Below are 19766 nucleotides of genomic sequence, written 5' to 3'. Positions count from 1 at the left end.
AGCGCTCTCGCTCCGACGCGGGCATGATGGACCCCATGCCCGCCGCCGTCGCCCCGCCCCTCCTCGAGGTGCGCGGGGCGTCGGTGCGTTTCGGCGTCGAGTCGGCGCTCTCGGGCGTCGACTTCCGGCTGCAGGCCGGCGAGGTCCACTCGCTCATGGGCGAGAACGGTGCCGGCAAGTCCACGCTGATCAAGGCGATCACCGGAGCCCTCCGTCTCGACAGCGGCGAGATCCTCGTCGAGGGCACGCCCGTCCGGCTGTCGTCCCCCGCCGAGGCGCAGGCGGCCGGCATCTCGACGGTGTACCAGGAGATCGATCTCCTCCCCAACCTCACGGTGGCCGAGAACATCTCCCTCGGCCGCGAGCCCCGCAAGTGGGGCATGATCGACCACGCCGAGATGCGTCGTCGGGCCACCTCCGCCCTGGCGTCTCTGGGTGTCGAGGTGGATCCGGCCTCGATCCTGTCGTCGCATCCGCTGGCGATCCAGCAACTCGTCGCGATCGCTCGCGCGGTCTCGGTCGACGTCAAGGTGCTCGTCCTCGACGAGCCGACCTCGAGCCTCGACGCCGACGAGGTCGCGGAACTCTTCCGGGTGATCCGCGAGCTGAAGGAGACCGGTATCGCGGTGGTGTTCGTGTCGCACTTCCTCGACCAGGTCTACGAGATCTGCGATCGCGTCACGGTCCTGCGCGGTGGCTTCCTCGTCGGCGAGTACGCGACCCAGGAACTGCTGCGCATCGATCTCGTCGAGAAGATGCTCGGCGCCGCTGCGGGCGTTCTCGCCCCTCTCGGCCAGCGGACCGTCGATGAGAGCGAGGGCCCCGCCGTCGTCAGCGCGCGTGGCCTGACCGCCGGTCCGCGTCTGCGCGACGCCGATCTCGACCTCGCCGAGGGTGAGGTGATCGGGGTCGCCGGCCTCCTCGGCTCCGGACGCAGCGAGCTCGCCCGGGCCTTGACCGGCGTCGACCGGCCGGGCTCGGGGGAGGTGTTCGTCGACGGTGACCCCGTGCGGTTCGGTTCGCCGCGCGAGGCCATGAGCCGCCGTATCGCCTATTCGTCCGAGAACCGACGGACAGAGGGCGTCATCGGCGACCTCAGCGTGCTCGACAACATCAGCCTCGCTCTGCAGGCCCAGCGCGGCGTCCTGCGTCGCATGAGTACGGCGCGGCGCCGCGAGCTCGCGACCAGCTGGGTGGAGGCTCTGCACATCCGACCCGCCGACATCGACCGCCCCGTCTCGACGCTGTCGGGCGGCAACCAGCAGAAGGTGCTCCTCGCGCGCCTGCTCGCCCTCTCCCCCCGCGTGATCGTCCTCGACGAACCGACGCGGGGGATCGACGTCGGTGCCAAGGCCGAGATCCAGCGCCTCGTCGGCGAACTGTCCGACAACGGGCTCTCGATCATCTACATCTCGGCCGAGCTCGACGAAGTACTGCGCGTGGCGCACCTGGTGGCGGTGATGCGCGATGGAGTCCTCGCACAGATCGTCCCCGCCGTCGACCTCACCCCCGACGCCCTCCTGGCTCTCGTGGCCAAGCCCGAGAGTCCCGGTGAGGCGGCCCATGGCTGACGACAAAGCGGCGCGTACGGCGAACATCTTCGATGTGGCCCGCCTGGCCGGCGTCTCGCATCAGACGGTCTCGCGCGTGCTCAACAACATGCCCAACGTGCGCCCGGCCACCCGCGCACGGGTGGAGCAGGCGATCGCACAGCTGCGGTACAGCCCGTCGCCGGCCGCCCGGGCCCTCGTCACGCGCCGTACCCGCACCATCGGCCTCGTCACCCCGGGCAGCGTCGACTACGGCCCCTCGTCGATCGCGATGAACTTCAACTTCGCCGCCCGCGCGGCCCGGTACAACGTCGACGCCATCAGCTCTCCGCAGGGCGACGCCGTGGCGGTGCGCGCGGCCATCGACGGGCTGTTGAAGCAGCGAGTGGATGCCATCGTGCTCATCGTCGTCGACACCGAGGTGCTGGCATCCGTCCAGGCGCTCGATCTCGACATCCCCATCGTCGCGTCGGCGACGACGAGCCGTCCCCACCCGCGGCTCGTGGCGATCGACCAGTACCGCGCGGCCCGCAGCGCCGTGCGGCACCTGCGCGAGGCCGGGTACGGTCCGATCCGTCACATCGCCGGCCCCGCCCGCAATCCCGACGCCGTCGAGCGCATCCGCGGATGGCGCGAGGAGCTCGCTTCCTCGCGCAGCGAGTCGACCGCGCTCGTGCACGGGGACTGGTCGGCGGAAAGCGGGTACCGCATCGCGAGCGAGGCGGACATCGCCCCGGGGGAGGGCATCTTCGTCGCCAACGATCACATGGCGATCGGTGTGCTCTCGGCCCTGCGCGAGCGCGGACTGCGGGTCCCCGAAGACGTCGGGGTCGTCGGGATCGACGACGTCCCGGAGGCGGCTTTCCTCTACCCGTCGCTGACGACCGTCCGTCAGGACTTCGCGGCGCTCGGGGAGATCCTCATGCAGAAGGTGCTGCTCGCGGTCGAGGAGCCCGACACGGTGAGCGAGAGCACCCCTCTCCCGACGCGTCTCGTCGTTCGTGACTCGGCGCCCGCCGAGCGGCCCACCGGTTCGCGGCGCTCCCGCTGAGGCCACCGGTACGGTCGTCTCGCCTTCCTGTCGGTCGGGGGCGGCGCCCGGCCGCGAAACGCGATGTGATGACACCGCTCCCACGGTCGGCGGAGGAGCTGTTGACGTAACCATCCTGGTCATCGTGGTGTGTGAGCGCTAACATGCAGGGGACCGTCGATGACGACGGTTCCTGCAATGACGCACCCACGAGAGGACCCCACCCCCGTGACCCCTGACGACCGATCGGCGCCCCCGCGCCGCCGTTCCCGCTGGACGCTCGCCGTCCCTGTCATCGCCGCCCTCGTCGCGGCGCCCCTCACCGCGCCCGTGATCGCCGGCGCCGTCGCCGCGGACGCGGGTCTCGTCGCCGCCTACCCGCTCGACGAGACCTCCGGAACCGTCGCGCGCGACACCTCCGGCAACGGTCGTAACGCGACGCTCGAGGGCGGGCCGACGCTCGCGGGCGCGGACGGCGTCCGTCTCGACGGCGTCGACGACGACATCAAGCTGCCGAACGACATCTTGAAGGGGCTCGATTCCATCACGGTCAGTACCGACGTGATCGTGCGCCCCGAGCAGAGCGGCAACTACTTCATCTGGGGTCTGGGCAACACCACGGATTGGTACGGCAACGGCTACCTCTTCGCGACGGGCAACCCGGCGCGCACCGGCATCGCCCTCGGTAACTGGAGCACCGAGCAGAAGGCCGAGGGCACTGCCGCCCTCGAGCGCGGGGTGTGGAAGAAGCTGACCTACACGCTCGACGCCGGGTCGAAGACGTCGCGCATGTACATCGACGGCGTCCAGATCGCCGAGAACACAGACACCACCACGCTCCCCCGCATGATCGGCGGCGGGACCACGACCGCGAACTACCTCGGTCGCTCCAACTACACCCCCGACAAGCGCCTGGCCGGAAGCCTGCGCGACTTCCGCATCTACGACCGCGCCCTCTCGGCCACCGAGGTCAAAGCCCTCGTGAAGACGCCCGAAGACGGTGCAGCCGTGCAGTCGGCTCTCGGCGCGTTGACGGTGACGAACGTCGACGACGTCCGCGGCAACCTGACCCTCCCCGGTTCGTCGCAGGGGCTCCCGGTCACCTGGACGACCTCGGACGCGAAGATCGTGACCGCCGACGGAGTCGTCACGCGGCCGTCGGCCGACGCGACCGTGACCCTCACGGCATCCGTCACCAAGAACGCCGTCACGCAGACGCGCGACTTCTCCGCGACGGTCCGCAAGGCGGCGCAGATCGGCCCCTTCGAGGGCTACACCTTCGCCTACTTCACCGGTAACTCCGTCGCGGGCGAGAACATCTACTTCGCCGCGAGCAACGGCAACAACGCCCTGTCGTGGACGGAGCTGAACAACGGACAGCCCACGCTCACCTCGACGTTCGGCGAGAAGGGGCTGCGAGACCCTTTCCTCATCCGTTCCCCCGAGGGTGACACGTTCTACCTGATCGCCACCGACCTCTCGATCGGACGCGACGGCAACTGGGACCGCTCGCAGCGCACCGGTTCGAAGTACCTCGAGGTGTGGGAGTCGCACGACCTCGTCACCTGGAGCGCGCAGCGCCATGTGAAGGTCTCGCCCGACACGGCGGGCAACACCTGGGCCCCGGAGGCGTACTGGGACGAGTCGCTGGGCGAGTACGTCGTGTTCTGGGCGTCGAAGATCTACCCCGAGAACGACCCGAACCACACCTCGAACGTCGCCAACAGCATGCTGTACGCCACCACGCGCGACTTCGTCACCTTCAGCGACACCAAGGTCTGGCAGGGCGGCATGTCGCGCATCGACTCCACCGTGATCAAGGCGAACGGCGTCTATCAGCGCTTCACCAAGGACGAGGGCGCCGGCACCACCGGGTGCAGTGACATCATCCAGGAGAGCTCGCCCGTGCTGACCGCCCCGCTCGACCAGTGGAAGCTCGTCACCTCGTGCATCGGCAAGAACGCCGGGACGCAGGCGGTCGAGGGGCCGAGTATCTTCAAGTCCAACCCGGGTGACGTCAACGGCGACAAGTACTACCTGTTCGTCGACGAGTACGGCGGACGCGGCTACATCCCGCTCGCGACCACCGACATCGCCAACCCGGACTGGAAGGTCCCGGCCTCGTACCGTCTGCCCGGCAGCCCCCGTCATGGAACGGTCATGCCCGTCACGCAGGCGGAGCTCACGGCGCTGCGCGCGAACCTCCCGCAGCCGCTCGCCGCGAACGAGAAGGGCGAGCTCCTGCGGTACGACTTCACCGATGGGTCCGGGTCGACCCTGCACGACCGCTCCGGTGCGGGGCGTGACGCGCAGATCAAGGGAAACGCCGCCTGGGGTGACAACGCCCTGACCTTCGATGGCACCGACGACTACGTCGATCTGCCCGACAACGTGCTGGCGGGGACGACCGACATCACGGTCCAGGCCGAGATGCGCGTCGACGCGGCTCAGAAGAACCCGTACTTCCTGTACGCGTTCGGAAACACCGCGCAGGACGGCACCGGCAACGGCTACCTCTTCGCGACGGGGAACAATCAGCTGCGCGGAGCGCTCACGACGGGCAACTGGTCGGGGGAGCAGAACGCGCAGTCCGCGTCGGCGTTGCCGCGCGATCGCTGGGTGAACGTCACATACACCCTCAGCGGATCCACGGCACGGCTGTACCTCGACGGCCAACAGGTCGCCGAGAACACGAACGTCACGGTGCGCCCGGGCGATATCGGCGGCGGGCGAACGCTCGCGAATTACATCGGCAAGTCGGTCTACAACGCCGACAATCTGCTCCGTGGCCAGGTGCGCGAGTTCGCCCTCTACAACCGCGCGCTCTCGAGCGCCGAGATCGTCGCGCAATCGGGCAACGGGTCGATCCTCGGATCGGTGAGCCTGCAGGATGCGAGTGCTTTGAAAGTCGCCCCCATGGTCGACGCCGCCTCTCGCACGGTGACCTTCCCGGTCAGGCCGGGTACCGACCTGACGAAGCTGCGGCCGACCTTCACCACCGCAACGGGCACGACGGCCACCCCGCCGTCGGGCACACTGCGCGACCTCAGCGCTCCGGTGACCGTCACGCTGAAGACGCCGGGCCAAAATGACACGGTGTGGACGCTCCGGGCCGTGGAGATGAAGAGTCCGGTCCTGCCGGGGCTGTACGCCGACCCGAACATCGCGGTGTTCGGCGACACGTACTACATCTACGCCACCACCGACGGCACCCCCGGCTGGGGCGGCAACACCTTCTACGTCTGGAAGTCCAAGAACCTCGTGGACTGGACGCGGTCGGACAAGCCGTTCCTCACGCTCGACGGTGCGAAAGGCAACGTCCCCTGGGCCACCGGCAACGCCTGGGCTCCGACGATCATCGAGAAGGGCGGGAAGTACTACTTCTACTTCAGCGGGCACGAGCCGAACGCCAACCGCAAGATGATCGGTGTGGCCGTCGCAAGCAGCCCCGAAGGTCCGTTCACCGCCGAGGCGCAGCCGATGATCACCAACGGTGAGAGCGTCAACAGCGGGCAGGCGATCGATCCGGCCGCGTTCCGGGATCCCCAGACCGGCAAGTACTACCTGTTCTGGGGGAACGGCAAGCCGGTCTACGGCGAGCTGTCCGACGACATGAAGAGCATCACGGCGGGCACGATCAAACCGATCACCGGTCTGCCGGACTTCCGTGAGGGGCTCTTCATGAACTTCCGAGACGGGACGTACCATCTGACGTATTCGATCGACGACACCGGATCTCCCGACTACCGCGTCGGTTATGCCACGTCGACGAGCATCGACGGACCGTGGACCTACCGCGGCATCCTGCTGCAGAAGGATCCTTCGCAGGGCATCCTCGGACCGGCGCACAGCTCGATCGTCAACGTGCCCGGAACCGACGAGTGGTACATCGCCTACCATCGCTTCGCCATCCCCGGCGGCGGCGGGACCAACCGGGAGACGACGATCGATCGGGTCCGGATCGGGGCCGACGGCCTCTTCCAAACCGTGACTCCGACGCTCACCAGCGTCGCCCCGCGCGAGGTCCCCACCGGGACGAACCCGGAGCCGAGCCCGTCGCCGTCACCCAGCGGTTCCCCGACCGGGAGCCCGTCGCCTTCGCCGAGCGACTCGCCCAGCGCGAGCCCGACGCCGACCGTCGCCCCGACGGGTCAGCCCACGGTGCAGCCGACGGCGTCTCCGGTGGCCCCCTCGGCCTCGGTGTCGACGACGACCGTCGAGCGCGGTGGCACGGTACGGGTGACCGTGACCGGCCTGAAGGCCGGTGAGCAGGTCACCGCCGAACTGCGCAGCACGCCGATCCGCATCGCCGGCATCCCCGTCGCCGATGCGGCAGGTCGGGTCGTCTTCGACGTCCGCATCCCGGCGGACCTCGAAGCGGGCGCGCACACGATCGTCGTCTTCGCGGCGGACGGCTCGATCGTCCAGCGCGTGCCGATCACGGTCGTGCCGAAGGGGCAACTCGCCGCGACCGGCGCCCAGGGTCCCCTCGGGGGAGCGCTGCTCGCGGCGTTCCTGTTGGTCGCGGGAGCGGCGGTCTGGGCGACGCGTCGACCGCGTCGCGCGGTGTCGTAGCCGGCAGAAGGTGAAGAGAGGGGCCCGGATGCCATGGCATCCGGGCCCCTCTCCCGTGGAACGGACGCGGGATGGGTGCATCGCGGATGAGAGACGGGACGACCTGCGCCCAACCCTGCGTCCCCGAAATCACCCGTTGACCTTCCGCGGTTCACCCGTCTATTGTGTGTCGAACCGGTTCGATGAATCGAACCGGCTTCCCCCCTCGACGATGAGAGAAGAGTTCCATGAGGTCGACACGACGGCGTGCCGCACGCGCGCCCATCGCCACCGTCACCGCAGGGCTGGCCGTCGCCGCCCTCGCCATCGGCTCCCCCGCACACCCCCCGCAGGCCGAGGCGGCAGCAGGCGCCGACGCCGGCAGCCACCTGATCCTCGACTACGACTTCGACGGCGCGGCATCCGTCACCGCGACGGTGAAGGACGAGTCGGGCAAGGGACGCGATGGTCTGCTGACCAACCCGGGGTCGGCGCAACTGGTCGCCGGCCCATCGGGCGGAAAAGCCCTCCACCTCTCGGGCGGCGCGGCCGGTTCGACCACCTCGCCCTACATCACGGTGCCCGCGGGACTCTTCCAGGGACTGACCTCGACGACCATCTCCTCATGGGTCAAATGGGACGGGGGCGACGCCTTCCAGTGGTTGTACACCCTGGGCAAGGACAAAGACAGCGCGGCCTTCTACACCCCGCGGTTCCAGGGCGACGACAAGGCCCGCTCCAACGTCAAGCCCACCACGCAGGGTGAAGCCGGGGCATCGGGGTCGACGGCTCTGCCCACCGGTGAGTGGCACCTCGTCACCACGACCATCGACTCCGGGGCGCTGGTCTACTACCTGGACGGCCTCGAGGTGAGCCGCACCAATGTCGGTGCCGACGTCTCCACTGCCCTGTTCGGCTCCTCGTCACCCAACTCCGGTTACATCGGGCAGCCCTTCTGGACCGGGGTGCACCCCTTCTTCGCCGGTGCCATCGACGACTTCCAGGTGTACGACACCGCCCTCACCCCCGGACAGGTGCGAGCACTCTCCGGCGACGCTGCGCCGAAGCTCACAACCGTCCTGCAGAAGAGCGTCGAGGTGCAGACCGACGTCGGCGCAGCTCCGAACCTCCCCGGGGTGAAAGCCGAGTTCGACGATGGGCAGCAACGCCTCGCTCCCGTCACCTGGGCCGATGTGCCGGCATCCGCCTACGCCCAGCGCGGCGTCTTCACCGTCACCGGCACGGTGGACGGCACCGACACCGCGGTCACCGCGACAGTGCGCGTCACGACGCCCGACGAGTTCTCGATCGACGTCGGCGACCGCACCGGGGCGTTCATGGGTGGCGCGTCCGGAACGCTCTACGGGCTCTACGGTCCGGGCCTCCCCTCGAACAATCTGATCGACGGTATCCAGCTGCGCACCGTCTCGACCAAGGCTCAGGACGGGCCGCAGCACCCCGGTGCCGACGCCCTCGAGGTGGTCAAGCCGCTCGCCGACTCCTCGAACGGCGACGTGTACATCTACATGACCGACATCAACCGCGGCTTCCCCTACGAGGTGCCCGGGGCGAACGGCGCGGAGAAGGAGGCGTGGTTCCTCGATTCGATCGGCAAACAGGTCGACCAGGTCCTTCAGCTGCCCGAGGAGTACCGCAAGCGCATCGTCTTCGTGCCCTTCAACGAGCCCGAGGGCAACATGTACGGCAACGGCGACCAGTCGTTCTGGGGTCAGAGCTGGCTCGACAACCCCGACCGCTTCTTCAGCGCCTGGGATCGCGCCTATCGGCTGATCACCTCGAAGATCCCCGATGCGCGAATCGGCGGCCCGAACACCAGTGTGCTCTTCGACCAGGACCACGGGTTCCTCGCGCACGCGATCGCCAACGACACCGTGCCCCAGGCCTTCACCTGGCACGAGCTCAGCAATCCCGCCACGATCCGCGACTCCGTCGCGAAGTACCGCGGGTGGGAGGACGAGCTCTTCGCGGGTACGAAGTGGGCGGGTCAGCACCTGCCGATCAACGTCAACGAGTACGCGTTCAACTACCACACCTCGGTTCCCGCGCAGATGATCCAGTGGATCTCCGCGATCGAGGACAGCAAGATCGACGCCGACATCGCCTACTGGAACATCGACGGCAATCTGAGCGACTCCGCCGTCCAGTCCAACCGCGGGAACGGCCAGTGGTGGCTGCTGAACGCCTACGGCAACATGACCGGTGACACGGTGGCGGTGCATCCGCCGCGCCCCGGACAGAGCTACACCCTGCAGGGCGTCGCCACCGTGGACGACGCCGACAAGAAGGTCCACGCTCTGCTGGGTGGGAGCTCGGGTAACCAGAACGTGTACTTCGACCGCTTGCCGGACTACCTGTCGCAGACGGCTCACGTCCAGGTGCGAGACATCCGCTGGACAGGTCAGATCGGCGACTCCGGCGAGCCGCAGACGGTCGCAGAGTTCGATGCTCCCGTGACGAACGGGTCGCTCGGTCTCCGATTCGGCGAGGGTGGCCTGCCGCCGCTCGGTACCGATTCGGCCTACGAGATCATCGTCACTCCGGGGCAGAACGCCTCGAGCCCGGCGCAGTCCCCGGTGTCGTGGCGCGGCGTGTACGAGGCGGAGGACGCCCGCTTCAGCGGAGCAGCCCCCGAGATCAACGGTCCCGAGGGCACGCCGAGCAACGTGGGCGGCTTCTACACCTCGGGAACGAAGGACGTCGGTGGGATCCGCGGTGGATCGAACCTGCAGATCTCCTTCGACGTCGACGTGCCCGCCGCCGGCTCCTACGACCTCAGCGTCCTCGCCAGCGCGTACAACAAGGACCAGCTCAATCTCGCGCAGGGGCCGGTGAACATGTTCGTGACCGTGAACGGCGGCGCCGAACAGGAGATCTACGCGGAGCTCGGATACAAGTGGGTCGTCTGGAATCACAGTGACACGACGGTCGACCTGCAGGCGGGCAAGAACACCATCACCATCGCGGCGAAGAGTCTGGACGGGACCAAGCAGACCGTCGGTACGGCGATCATCGACAAGATCGACCTGACCCAGCCCAACCCCGGGTACACGCCCATCTACGAGGCCGAGAACGCCGTCCTGCACGGCGCCGCGGCCGCGTACGACAAGGCGGGCGTCTCGGGATCGGGGTACGTGCCCGTCGCGAGCGGCGAGTCGGTCACCTTCTGGGTGTACAACGCCGACGACTCCGAGAAGTCCCTCGAGGTGAAGACCCTCGGAGGCGGCACCGCGACCCTGCGCGTCAACGGTGTGGATCTCGGCACGGTGGCCGACACCGCCGTGATCCCGGCCTTCCTCGTCGGCGGTATCAACAAGGTGGAGGTCGTCGGGGCGTCCGGGACCCTCGCCCTGGACCGCGTGGCGGTGCAGGCCTCGAAGAACGAGCTGGCCTCGCAGACCATCGAGGCGGAGGCCGGAACTCTCGCGGGCTCGGCGAAGGCTCAGGACCTCTCGCTCGCCAGCGGCGGCAAGGCGGTCGTCGGCATCGGTGGAGCGCCCGGCAACGGCAACACCCTCACCCAGAAGGTGACCGTTGCCCAGGCAGGGACGTACGCGATGACCCTGCGCTACTCCAACGAGGAGCAGTCGCCGTCGTCCCACTACAACCCCGACCCGGTGGCTCGTCGAGCCGACATCTCCGTCAACGGAGGCCCGATCCAGAAGGTGCTGTTCCCGCAGAGCTACAACGCCAACCAGTTCTGGGATCTCACCGTCGAGGTGCAGTTGCAGGCGGGGGAGAACTCGATCCGCTTCGCGTCGGAGGAGCAGCCCGACTTCGACGGGGTCACGTACATCTCCGAGCGGTACCCCACCCTGGGACTTCGTTCGCAGTGGGCGCCGAATCTCGACCGGATGACCTTCACCGCCCTTCGGCCCGACACGACCCCGGCCGCCGCAACGGTCTCGACCCACGCGTCCTCGGTGGCGCAGGGGGGATCGGTCGAGGTCTCGGGCGCCGGATACGCGCCGGGCGAGAAAGTCGGGTTCGTCCTGCACTCCGACCCGATCGTGCTGGGCGAGGCGACGGCGGATGCCGCGGGGGCGGTGTCGGCGACCCTCGCGGTGCCGGTATCGGCACCGGTCGGAGACCACCAGTTGATCGCCACGGGGGCGCTCTCTCAGCGCTCGGCGTCGACGGCTCTCGCGATCACCGCCGCCGCCGGCGGCGAAGCGGGCGGAGGCGGCGCCGGGGCGGTGCCGGCTGGCGGTGGGGGAGCGGCGGCCGGTGGATCGCGCGCGTCGACGACGGCGTCTGCGTCGGGTTCCCTCGCAATGACCGGCTCCACCTTCGCGGGCTTCGGTGGACTCCTCGCCGGAGCGGCCATCCTCGCGGCCGGCGTGGCCCTGGTCGCCCGTCGACGGGAGCGCGCGCGCTCCTGACCGCGTATCGCGAAGACGCCCCGGGGGCCCGAACCCCCGGGGCGTCTTCGCGCGGTCGAGGGTGCCGAGACGGGTGGGAAAAAACACGCTCGTTCGACTGCAAAAATGTTGCTGAGTGCGATTCGTGGCGCTACACTGATCGAACCGGTTCGACGATGAAGGGAGCGGGGGAATGACCACCATCGGTGACGTGGCCAAGGCCGCGGGAGTCTCGCGCAGCACCGTCTCGTACGCGCTCTCCGGCAACCGCCCCATCTCTCGCGAGACCCGCGAGCGCATCGACGCCGCGATCTCGGAGCTGGGATTCACCGTGAATGCGGGGGCTCGCGCCCTCGCCACCTCGCAGACCATGGTCCTCGGGCTGCTGCTGCAGTTCCACGAAGACGAGTTCCCGCCGGCCATGCTGCAGTACATCCTCGCCGTGTCGGACGCCGCCCGCGAGCTCGGCTACGACATCCTCATGGTCACCGACGGCGACGGCCCGGGAGCGATCCGTCGCATCACGTCGTCGAACATGGTCGACGGGGTCGTCCTGCTCGACGTCACTCACGACGACCCCCGTCTCGAGGCGCTCCGTCAGGCTCGACAGCCCGGCGCGCTCGTGGGTCTTCCCCGCGACACCGAGGGTCTCGACGTCTTCGACCTCGACTTCGGCGAAGCGGCGCGCCTCATCGTCGACCACCTCTACGGCCTCGGTCACCACGACATCGTCCTCGTCTCGCCCCCGCGGCACGTGTTCGAGCGCGGCGGCGCCTACGCCTGGCGTTTCCGTGACGCCGCACTCGAGCGCGCGGCACGGTACGGCATCCGCATCCATGCTCACTACGGCGAATCGCAGCAGCCCGGGATCGAGCGCAGCCTCAACGCGATCCTCGACACGCGCACCGACGCCACGGCGCTCATCGTGCACAACGACGCCTCGATCGCGGCGCTCCCGGGCGTGCTCCGTGAGCGCGGCACCGTGGTCCCCCGAGACCTCTCCGTCGTCAGCCTCTATTCGAGGGACTTCGGACGCACCTTCCTTCTGCCGTACACGGCAGTGGAGACCTCCCCCGACGGTCTGGGCCGCAAGGCGGTCCAGCATCTCGTCCGGCGTATTGCCGAACCCGCCTACGGACCCCCCGTGGTCGGGTTCATCGAGCCGGAACTGACCGACCGGGGGAGCACCGCCTGACGGGGCGGTAGACGCGCCCCGTTCTCTTCGGCTCATCGTCGAACCGGTTCAACGCGTCACTCGCACGACAACGCAGTCACATTTCAGAGAGGAAATCGCAAGTGAGCACGTCAATCACCCGTACCCGCGCTCTCGGAGCGCTCGCCATCGGCGCCGTCGCCGTCGGTGTCCTGGCCGGTTGCTCCGGCGGTGGCGCCGGAGGTTCCGGTAGCACCGACGCCGCCGGTGGCACCTACACCTTCTGGGACCCGTACCCGCAGTACGACGCCAGCTCGGACTGGGCCAAAGTCATCGACAAATGCGCGGCCGACGCCGGCGTCACCGTCGAACGCACCGGTTTCGACACCAGCGACCTGACCAGCAAGGCACTCCTCGCCGGACAGCAGGGCGATTCGCCCGACATCCTGCTGATCGACAACCCCGCGGTCTCGACGCTGGTCGAGGCGGGCATCGTCACCTCGACCGACGAGAACGGCCTGCAGGTCGGCGACGTCGCCGAGAACATCCTCGGCGCCTCGGTCGTCGACGGGAAGACCTACGGCGTCCCGATCGGAGCGAACACCCTCGCCCTGTACTACAACCCCACCGTTCTCAGCGCCGCGGGCGTCGACCCGTCCTCCATCAAGGACTGGTCGAGCCTGAACAGCGCGATCGAGAAGGTCGTGGCATCCGGTAAGAAGGGCATCACCTTCTCGGGGATCGGCACCGAAGAGGGCAGCTTCCAGTTCCTGCCCTGGTTCTGGGGAGCGGGCGCCGACCTCACGCAGCTCGACTCCTCGCAGGCCGTTTCGGCCGTGCAGCTCTGGACGGATTGGGTGAAGAAGGGCTGGGCGCCGAACTCGGTCATCAACAACACGCAGACCACCAGCTGGCAGGAGTTCCAGACCGGCGACTTCGGTTTCGCCGAGAACGGCACCTGGCAGAAGGCCGGCGCGGCCAAGGCGGGCTACGAGGTCATACCCATCCCCGCGGCCAAGGGCGGCGCGGCACCGGCTCCCACCGGAGGCGAGTTCCTGACGCTGCCGGTCCAGAAGGATTCCGCCCGCTACGCCACCTCGTCGAAGATCGTCGAGTGCCTCACCAGCACCGCGAACGTGGTCGACACCGACAACACGTTGAACTACATCGCCGCGACTCCCGAGGCGCAGAAGGCGCAGCTCGCGAAGGTTCCCACGCTCGAGCCCTGGATCGAGGCCGTCGGTGCCGCCAAGGCGCGTACCGGAGACAACCTCGGTGTGAAGTACCCGGTCATCTCCGAGCAGTTGTGGACAGCGGTGCAGAACTCCCTCACCGGCGCCCAGTCGCCGCAGGACGCCCTGAAGGCGGCTCAGCAGGCCGCCTCGTCCAAGTGATCCCATCCATCGAAAGGGGTACGCCGACATGACCGCGACGCAGATCACTGCTTCGACGGGCACCGGCGACACCGGGAGGGCGGCGGAGAGATCCGCTGCCCTCCCCACCCCCGGTCGCCGTCCGCGGCGCCGGGGGCAGTGGGCGGCGTGGGCGTTCCTCGCCCCCGTCGTCGTCTACCTGGTCGTCTTCTACGCCTATCCGCTCTACCGCAACCTCGACCTGAGCCTGCGCGACTACACGGTCCGCTCGTTCATCGACGGGAACGCGCCCTTCGTCTGGTTCGCCAACTACGTCGCGATCTTCCAGGACCCCACCTTCTGGCCGGCCCTCGCCAACACCGCTACGTTCACCCTCGTCTCGATCGCGTTCCAGTACTCGATCGGCATGGCGCTGGCGGTGTTCTTCTTCCAGCGCTTCCCGCTTTCGGCGACGCTTCGCGCGCTCTTCCTCGTGCCGTGGCTGCTGCCGCTGCTGGTCTCGGCCTCGGCGTGGTCGTGGATGCTCAATTCCGACTCGGGAGTGGTCAACGCCGCTCTCAGCGCGGCGGGCATCGATCCGGTGAACTGGCTGACGTCCCCGCAGTGGGCGCTGGTGTCGGTCCTCATCGCGAACATCTGGATCGGCGTGCCGTTCAACCTCGTCATCCTCTACAGCGGCCTGCAGAACATCTCGACCGACATCTACGAGGCGGCATCCATCGACGGGGCGAACGCGTGGCAGAAGTTCTGGCGCATCACCTTCCCGCTGCTGCGCCCGGTCTCGGCGATCACCATCCTCTTGGGGCTGGTCTACACGCTGAAAGTGTTCGACATCATCTGGATCATGACGCGCGGCGGTCCGGGCTCCAGCTCCACCACGTTCGCGATCTGGTCCTACCGGTTGGGCTTCGGTTCGGCCCTGCCCGATCTCAGTCCCGCAGCCGCGGTCGGCAACCTGCTCATCGTGATCGCCCTCGTGTTCGGGCTGATCTACATCCGCGCCCAGCGCCGTCTGGAGGTCTGATGAAACGTCGACCGTGGTGGATCACCCTCGTGGGGGTGGTTCTGACCGGGATCATGCTGTTCCCGATCTACTGGATGATCAATGTCTCGCTCACCCCGCAGAGCGACATGCGCAAGTCGCCGCCCGACCTGCTCCCGCTCACCCCGACCTTCGAGGGGTACGAGAAGGTGGTGTCCGACCAGCTGCCCTACCTGGGCACGAGCTTCGTCATCGGTGTCGGCACGGTGGTGCTGACCCTCGTGCTGTCGGCTCCGGCGGCCTACGCCCTCGCCAAACTGCGCCCGCGCGGCGGCAACGCGTTGAGCTTCGCGTTGCTCATCGCGCAGATGATCCCGGGGATCATCATGGCGATGGGATTCTACGCGATCTACCTCAACGCCGGGATCCTCAACACCGTGCCGGGGCTGATCCTCGCCGACTCCACGCTCGCGGTGCCGTTCGGCGTGCTCATCTTCACCGCGTTCATGCGCGGCATCCCCGACGAACTGCTCGCCGCCGCCCGCATCGACGGGGCCGGAACGTGGCGCACCTTTCGCTCGATCGTGCTGCCCGTGAGCCGCAACTCGATCGTGACGGTGTCGCTGTTCGCGTTCCTGTGGTCGTGGTCGGACTTCATCTTCGCCTCGACCCTGAACAGCGGAGGCAAGCTGCAGCCCATCACGATCGGCATCTACCGCTACATCGGCAACAACAACCAGGAGTGGAACGCGATCATGGCGACCGCCGTCGTGGCATCCATTCCCGCCGCCGTCCTGCTCATCCTCGCTCAGCGTTACGTGGCGGCCGGTGTCACCGCCGGCGCTGTCAAAGACTGACCCTCGAAAGGCTCTTCGTGTCCGTTCCCTCCCTGCCGTCGTTCGACGTGCGCGAAATCCCCTTCAGCCGTCGCGGATCGTGGATGAACCTGTCGCCCGTGATCGGGCTGCACCGCCGCGTCGATGACGTCCACCTCGTGTCGCACCTCACCGGGATGCACGCGGTGCTGCGTCTGTCTCTGCGCCGGGACGGTTCGTCGGTGGATGCCGAGACCTCGGCCGACCCCTCGACGCTGTCGTGGCTGGTCGGGGGAGAGGCCGTCGCCTCGGCGGTGTTCGAGTCGGTCGACGTGGTGCGACTGAAGGGTGCCGGGGCCGATCTCGTTCTCTCGGATGCCGCTGAGGAGCTCACCCCGTTCACCGGCTCGTACTTCTTCCGCGAGCCCCGCGACGGATCGTGGGTGTTCACCTCGTACGAGACGGGCCGGCGCTACCGCATCAGCGTGCTGACGGGTTCGGCCTCCGCCGAGGGGGAGGAGGCCCTCGGCCAGAGCGTGCGCGCGGTGACGGTGAGCGGCGCTGACGGGTGGGAGATCGCGGTCGAGCAGATCGAGACCGCAGCGCCGGCATTCACCTCGTTCGAGACCTTCGCCGAGGTGGCGCAGCGCGTGAGGGAGGAGTTCGAGGAGTACCTGGCCGCGGTCGGCGGGTGGCGAACCGATGACACCCCTGCCGTGGCGCTCGCCGCCTACGTGCTGTGGTCGGCCACGGTAGCGCCCGCGGGCTTCGTGACTCGAGAGTCGGTGCTGATGTCGAAGCACTGGATGGACAAGGTCTGGAGCTGGGATCACACCTTCAACGCCCTGGCCCTCGCGCCCGGGGCCCCCGAGCTGGCGCTCGACCAGTTCTTGGCGCCGTTCGACCATCAGGATGCCGCGGGTGCGATGCCCGATTCGATCACCCACTCCGAGGTGCTCTACAACTTCGTCAAGCCGCCGATCCACGGGTGGGCGCTGACCCGCCTGCGCGAACGGCTGGGCCGCCCCCTCGGCCGGGTCGAGCTCGAGACGGTCTACGCGCGACTCGCGCGCTGGTCGCGGTTCTGGCTCGATTCGCGCACGGTCGCGGGTCGCGCACTGCCCTACTACCAGCACGGCAACGACAGTGGCTGGGACAACTCCACGACCTTCGACCACGACCGCGTCATCGAGGCGCCCGACCTCGCGGCCTTCCTCGCCGTGCAGCTCGACGTCGTCGCCGACCTCGCCGACGAGCTCGGGCTCGACGACGCAGCCCACTGGCGCGACGAACGCGACCGAGTGGAGCTGGCGCTCTTGACCGAGCTGCGCGACGCCGACGGCTTCTTCGCCGTGGGCGCTCTGAGCCGTGCGCGCAGCAAGCGCACGAGCCTGCTCAATCTGCTGCCCGTGCTCGCCTCGCCGCGGCTGCCCGGCGAGGTGGTCGACACGCTCGCCGACGGGATCGCGGCGCACCTGACCGAGTGGGGACCGGCGACCCAGCGCATCGACACGGAGGAGTACGAGAGCGACGGGTACTGGAGGGGACCCATCTGGGCACCCTCGACGATGCTCATCGAGGAGGGGCTGCGCCGCGGCGGTCGCGACGCGCTCGCCGACACGATCAGCGAGCGGTTCCGCGCCCTGTGCGAGCGCTCCGGCTTCGCCGAGAACTTCGACGCCCTGACCGGCGAGGGGCTCCGCGACCGCGCCTACACCTGGACCGCGAGCGTGTACCTGGTCTTCGCGCACGACCACGTCGAACGCCGTCGCGCGGCCCGCGCCACGGGCGCTGCAGACGTCGAGGCGCGCGTGTGAGCGCCGTCACCGCGCACTTCTGCGTCGACGGGACACGCCTCCTCTGGCGCGGGGACGGCGAGACCGTGCTGATCGAGCCGTGGGGCCGAGACAGCGTCCGCGTGCGTGCGCGCCTCATGCACGACGTCGCCGACCACGACTGGGCGCTCCTTCCCGCCGATCCCGTCGACGCGACGATCGAGGTCGACGCAGAGCGGGCGACCCTGACGAACGGGCGCCTGCGGGTGGTGGCGGCCTCGAGCACCGGCATCCAGCTGCAGACCGGATACGACCGCAACTTCTGCCATCTCGCCTTCTTCGACGCCTCGGGCCGTCTGCTCTTCCAGGAGAGGGATGCCGGCGGGTCGCTGGCCCTCGTGGCGCGAGAGCACCGACCGATCCTCGGCGGCGACGTGCGACTGACCGCGTCGTTCGAGACCGCCGCCGACGAGCGGCTGTACGGCATGGGGCAGTACCAGCAGGACGTTCTGGACCTGAAGGGGTGCTCCCTCGAGCTCGCGCATCGCAACTCGCAGTCGAGCGTTCCGTTCGTGATGTCGAGCCGCGGTTACGGCTTCCTCTGGCACAACCCGGCGATCGGGAGGGCGACGTTCGCCGCGAACGGCACCCGATGGGAGGCCGAGTCGACCGAGCAGCTCGACTACTGGGTGACCGCGGGACAGACGCCGCGTGAGATCGCGCGGGCGTACGCGGATGCCACGGGGCACGCCCCGATGATGCCCGAGCGCGGTCTGGGGTTCTGGCAGTGCAAGCTGCGGTACTCCTCGCAGGACGAGCTGCTCGCCGTCGCCCGGGAGCACACCCGCCGCGGACTGCCGCTCGACGTGATCGTCGCCGACTTCTTCCACTGGCCGAAGATGGGCGATTTCCGCTTCGAGGACGAGTTCTGGCCCGACCCCGAGGCGATGGTGCGCGAGCTCGACAGCCTCGGCGTCGAGCTGATGGTGTCGGTCTGGCCGCAGGTGTCGCTCGAGAGCGAGAACTACGCGCGCATGAAGAAGGACAACCTCCTCGTCCGTGCCGAGCGCGGGCTCGACGTGCACATGTCCTTCGAGGGTCCGAGCGCCTTCCTCGACGCGACGAACCCGCGTGCACGCGACTTCGTGTGGCAGCGATGCCGTCAGAACTACGGGCGGCACGGCATCCGCACCTTCTGGCTCGACGAGGCCGAACCCGAGTTCGGGCTCTACGACTACGACAACTATCGGTATCACGCGGGTCCGGTCGCGCAGGTGGGCAACCTGTACCCGCAGCACTACGCACGCGCCTTCGCCGAGGGGCAGTGGGGCGACGGTGAGACCGAGGTCGTGAACCTGCTGCGCACGGCCTGGGCCGGATCGCAGCGGTACGGAGCCCTGGTGTGGTCGGGCGACATCGCCTCGACCTTCGCAGCGCTGCGCGCGCAAATCACGGCCGGGATCCACATGGGCGTCGCGGGCATCCCGTGGTTCACCACCGACATCGGCGGCTTCCACCACGGAGACCCCGACGACGAGGGTTTCCGCGAGTTGCTCGTGCGATGGTTCCAGTTCGGGGCGTTCAGCCCGGTGATGCGCCTGCACGGCGATCGCCTGCCCACGCGAGAGGTGTACGCCGCCGACGGGTCACGGCGCTCGCCGACCGGCGGGCCCAACGAGGTGTGGAGCTTCGGCGACGAGGCCGCGCCGATCCTGGAGCGCTACCTCTTCGCGCGCGAGGCCCTGCGCCCGTACCTGCGCACGGTCATGCGCGACGCGCACGACGACGGTCAGCCGGTGCTGCGGGGGCTGTTCCACGAGTTCCCGGCCGACGCCCGGTCCTGGAGTGTGAAGGACCAATACCTGCTCGGCCCGGATCTGCTCGTGGCTCCCGTCGTCGAGCCCGGCATCCGAGCCCGGAACGTGATGCTGCCGGCCGGCGCGGACTGGACCGACCTGTGGACCGGGGCTGTTCACCGCGGCGGGGAGGAGATCGAGGTGGACGCCCCTCTCGAGCGCATCCCCCTGTTCGTCCGCGACGGCGCGATGCCGGAGGTGGTCGCGGCGGTCCGCTTCGCTCTCCAGGGCCGATCCGCGACGACGTGAGGGGCGAGGGTGAGAGCGAGAAGACCCCGGATGCCATGGCATCCGGGGTC

At 68.7% G+C, this 19766-nt stretch carries 10 protein-coding genes; all 10 read left to right on the top strand.

The genetic code is table 11. From position 1 onward, the window contains the following. Nucleotides 1–35: 35 nt before the first annotated feature. The 10 genes from NE358_RS14510 to NE358_RS14465 all read left to right on the top strand — a co-directional run bounded on the left by NE358_RS14510 (nt 36) and on the right by NE358_RS14465 (nt 19716). Complete coding sequence (locus tag NE358_RS14510) at nt 36–1571, top strand: sugar ABC transporter ATP-binding protein (RefSeq protein ID WP_307723129.1); 1536 nt, start codon at nt 36–38, stop codon at nt 1569–1571. Further along, on the top strand, nt 1564–2601 hold the full coding sequence (locus tag NE358_RS14505) for a LacI family DNA-binding transcriptional regulator (protein WP_103208482.1): 1038 nt from the start codon (nt 1564–1566) through the stop codon (nt 2599–2601). Before NE358_RS14510 ends, NE358_RS14505 begins: the two co-directional genes overlap by 8 nt. Nucleotides 2602–2778: 177 nt before the next feature. Then, on the top strand, nt 2779–7155 hold the full coding sequence (locus NE358_RS14500; protein WP_499317997.1) for a family 43 glycosylhydrolase: 4377 nt from the start codon (nt 2779–2781) through the stop codon (nt 7153–7155). Nucleotides 7156–7382: 227 nt separating this feature from the next. Then, nucleotides 7383–11534: a LamG-like jellyroll fold domain-containing protein gene (locus NE358_RS14495; RefSeq protein ID WP_289939618.1), complete on the top strand. Its 4152-nt coding sequence runs from the start codon at nt 7383–7385 to the stop codon at nt 11532–11534. Between the two features lie 172 nt (nt 11535–11706). Continuing rightward, nucleotides 11707–12708 (top strand): LacI family DNA-binding transcriptional regulator, encoded by a 1002-nt coding sequence (locus NE358_RS14490; protein WP_141378323.1) that lies wholly within the window; start codon nt 11707–11709, stop codon nt 12706–12708. Between the two features lie 101 nt (nt 12709–12809). Then, a complete protein-coding gene (locus NE358_RS14485) occupies nt 12810–14060 on the top strand; it encodes a sugar ABC transporter substrate-binding protein (RefSeq protein ID WP_289939616.1) in 1251 nt (416 codons plus the stop codon). Nucleotides 14061–14088: 28 nt separating this feature from the next. Further along, the gene (locus NE358_RS14480; protein WP_103208490.1) at nt 14089–15063 is read left to right on the top strand and encodes a carbohydrate ABC transporter permease; all 975 of its coding nucleotides are present in this window, start codon (nt 14089–14091) and stop codon (nt 15061–15063) included. Next, complete coding sequence (locus NE358_RS14475) at nt 15063–15878, top strand: carbohydrate ABC transporter permease (protein WP_174799716.1); 816 nt, start codon at nt 15063–15065, stop codon at nt 15876–15878. The genes NE358_RS14480 and NE358_RS14475 overlap by 1 nt, the downstream gene beginning before the upstream one ends. Nucleotides 15879–15895: 17 nt before the next feature. Then, nucleotides 15896–17653 (top strand): amylo-alpha-1,6-glucosidase, encoded by a 1758-nt coding sequence (locus tag NE358_RS14470; protein WP_289939612.1) that lies wholly within the window; start codon nt 15896–15898, stop codon nt 17651–17653. Beyond that, nucleotides 17650–19716: a glycoside hydrolase family 31 protein gene (locus NE358_RS14465; RefSeq protein WP_289939611.1), complete on the top strand. Its 2067-nt coding sequence runs from the start codon at nt 17650–17652 to the stop codon at nt 19714–19716. The genes NE358_RS14470 and NE358_RS14465 overlap by 4 nt, the downstream gene beginning before the upstream one ends. Nucleotides 19717–19766 lie beyond the last annotated feature (50 nt).

The sequence above is a fragment of the Sphingomonas sp. G5 genome (assembly GCF_052660795.1).
Note: the sequence above shows the minus strand (reverse complement) of the source record. Positions and strands in the feature narration are given on the sequence as shown.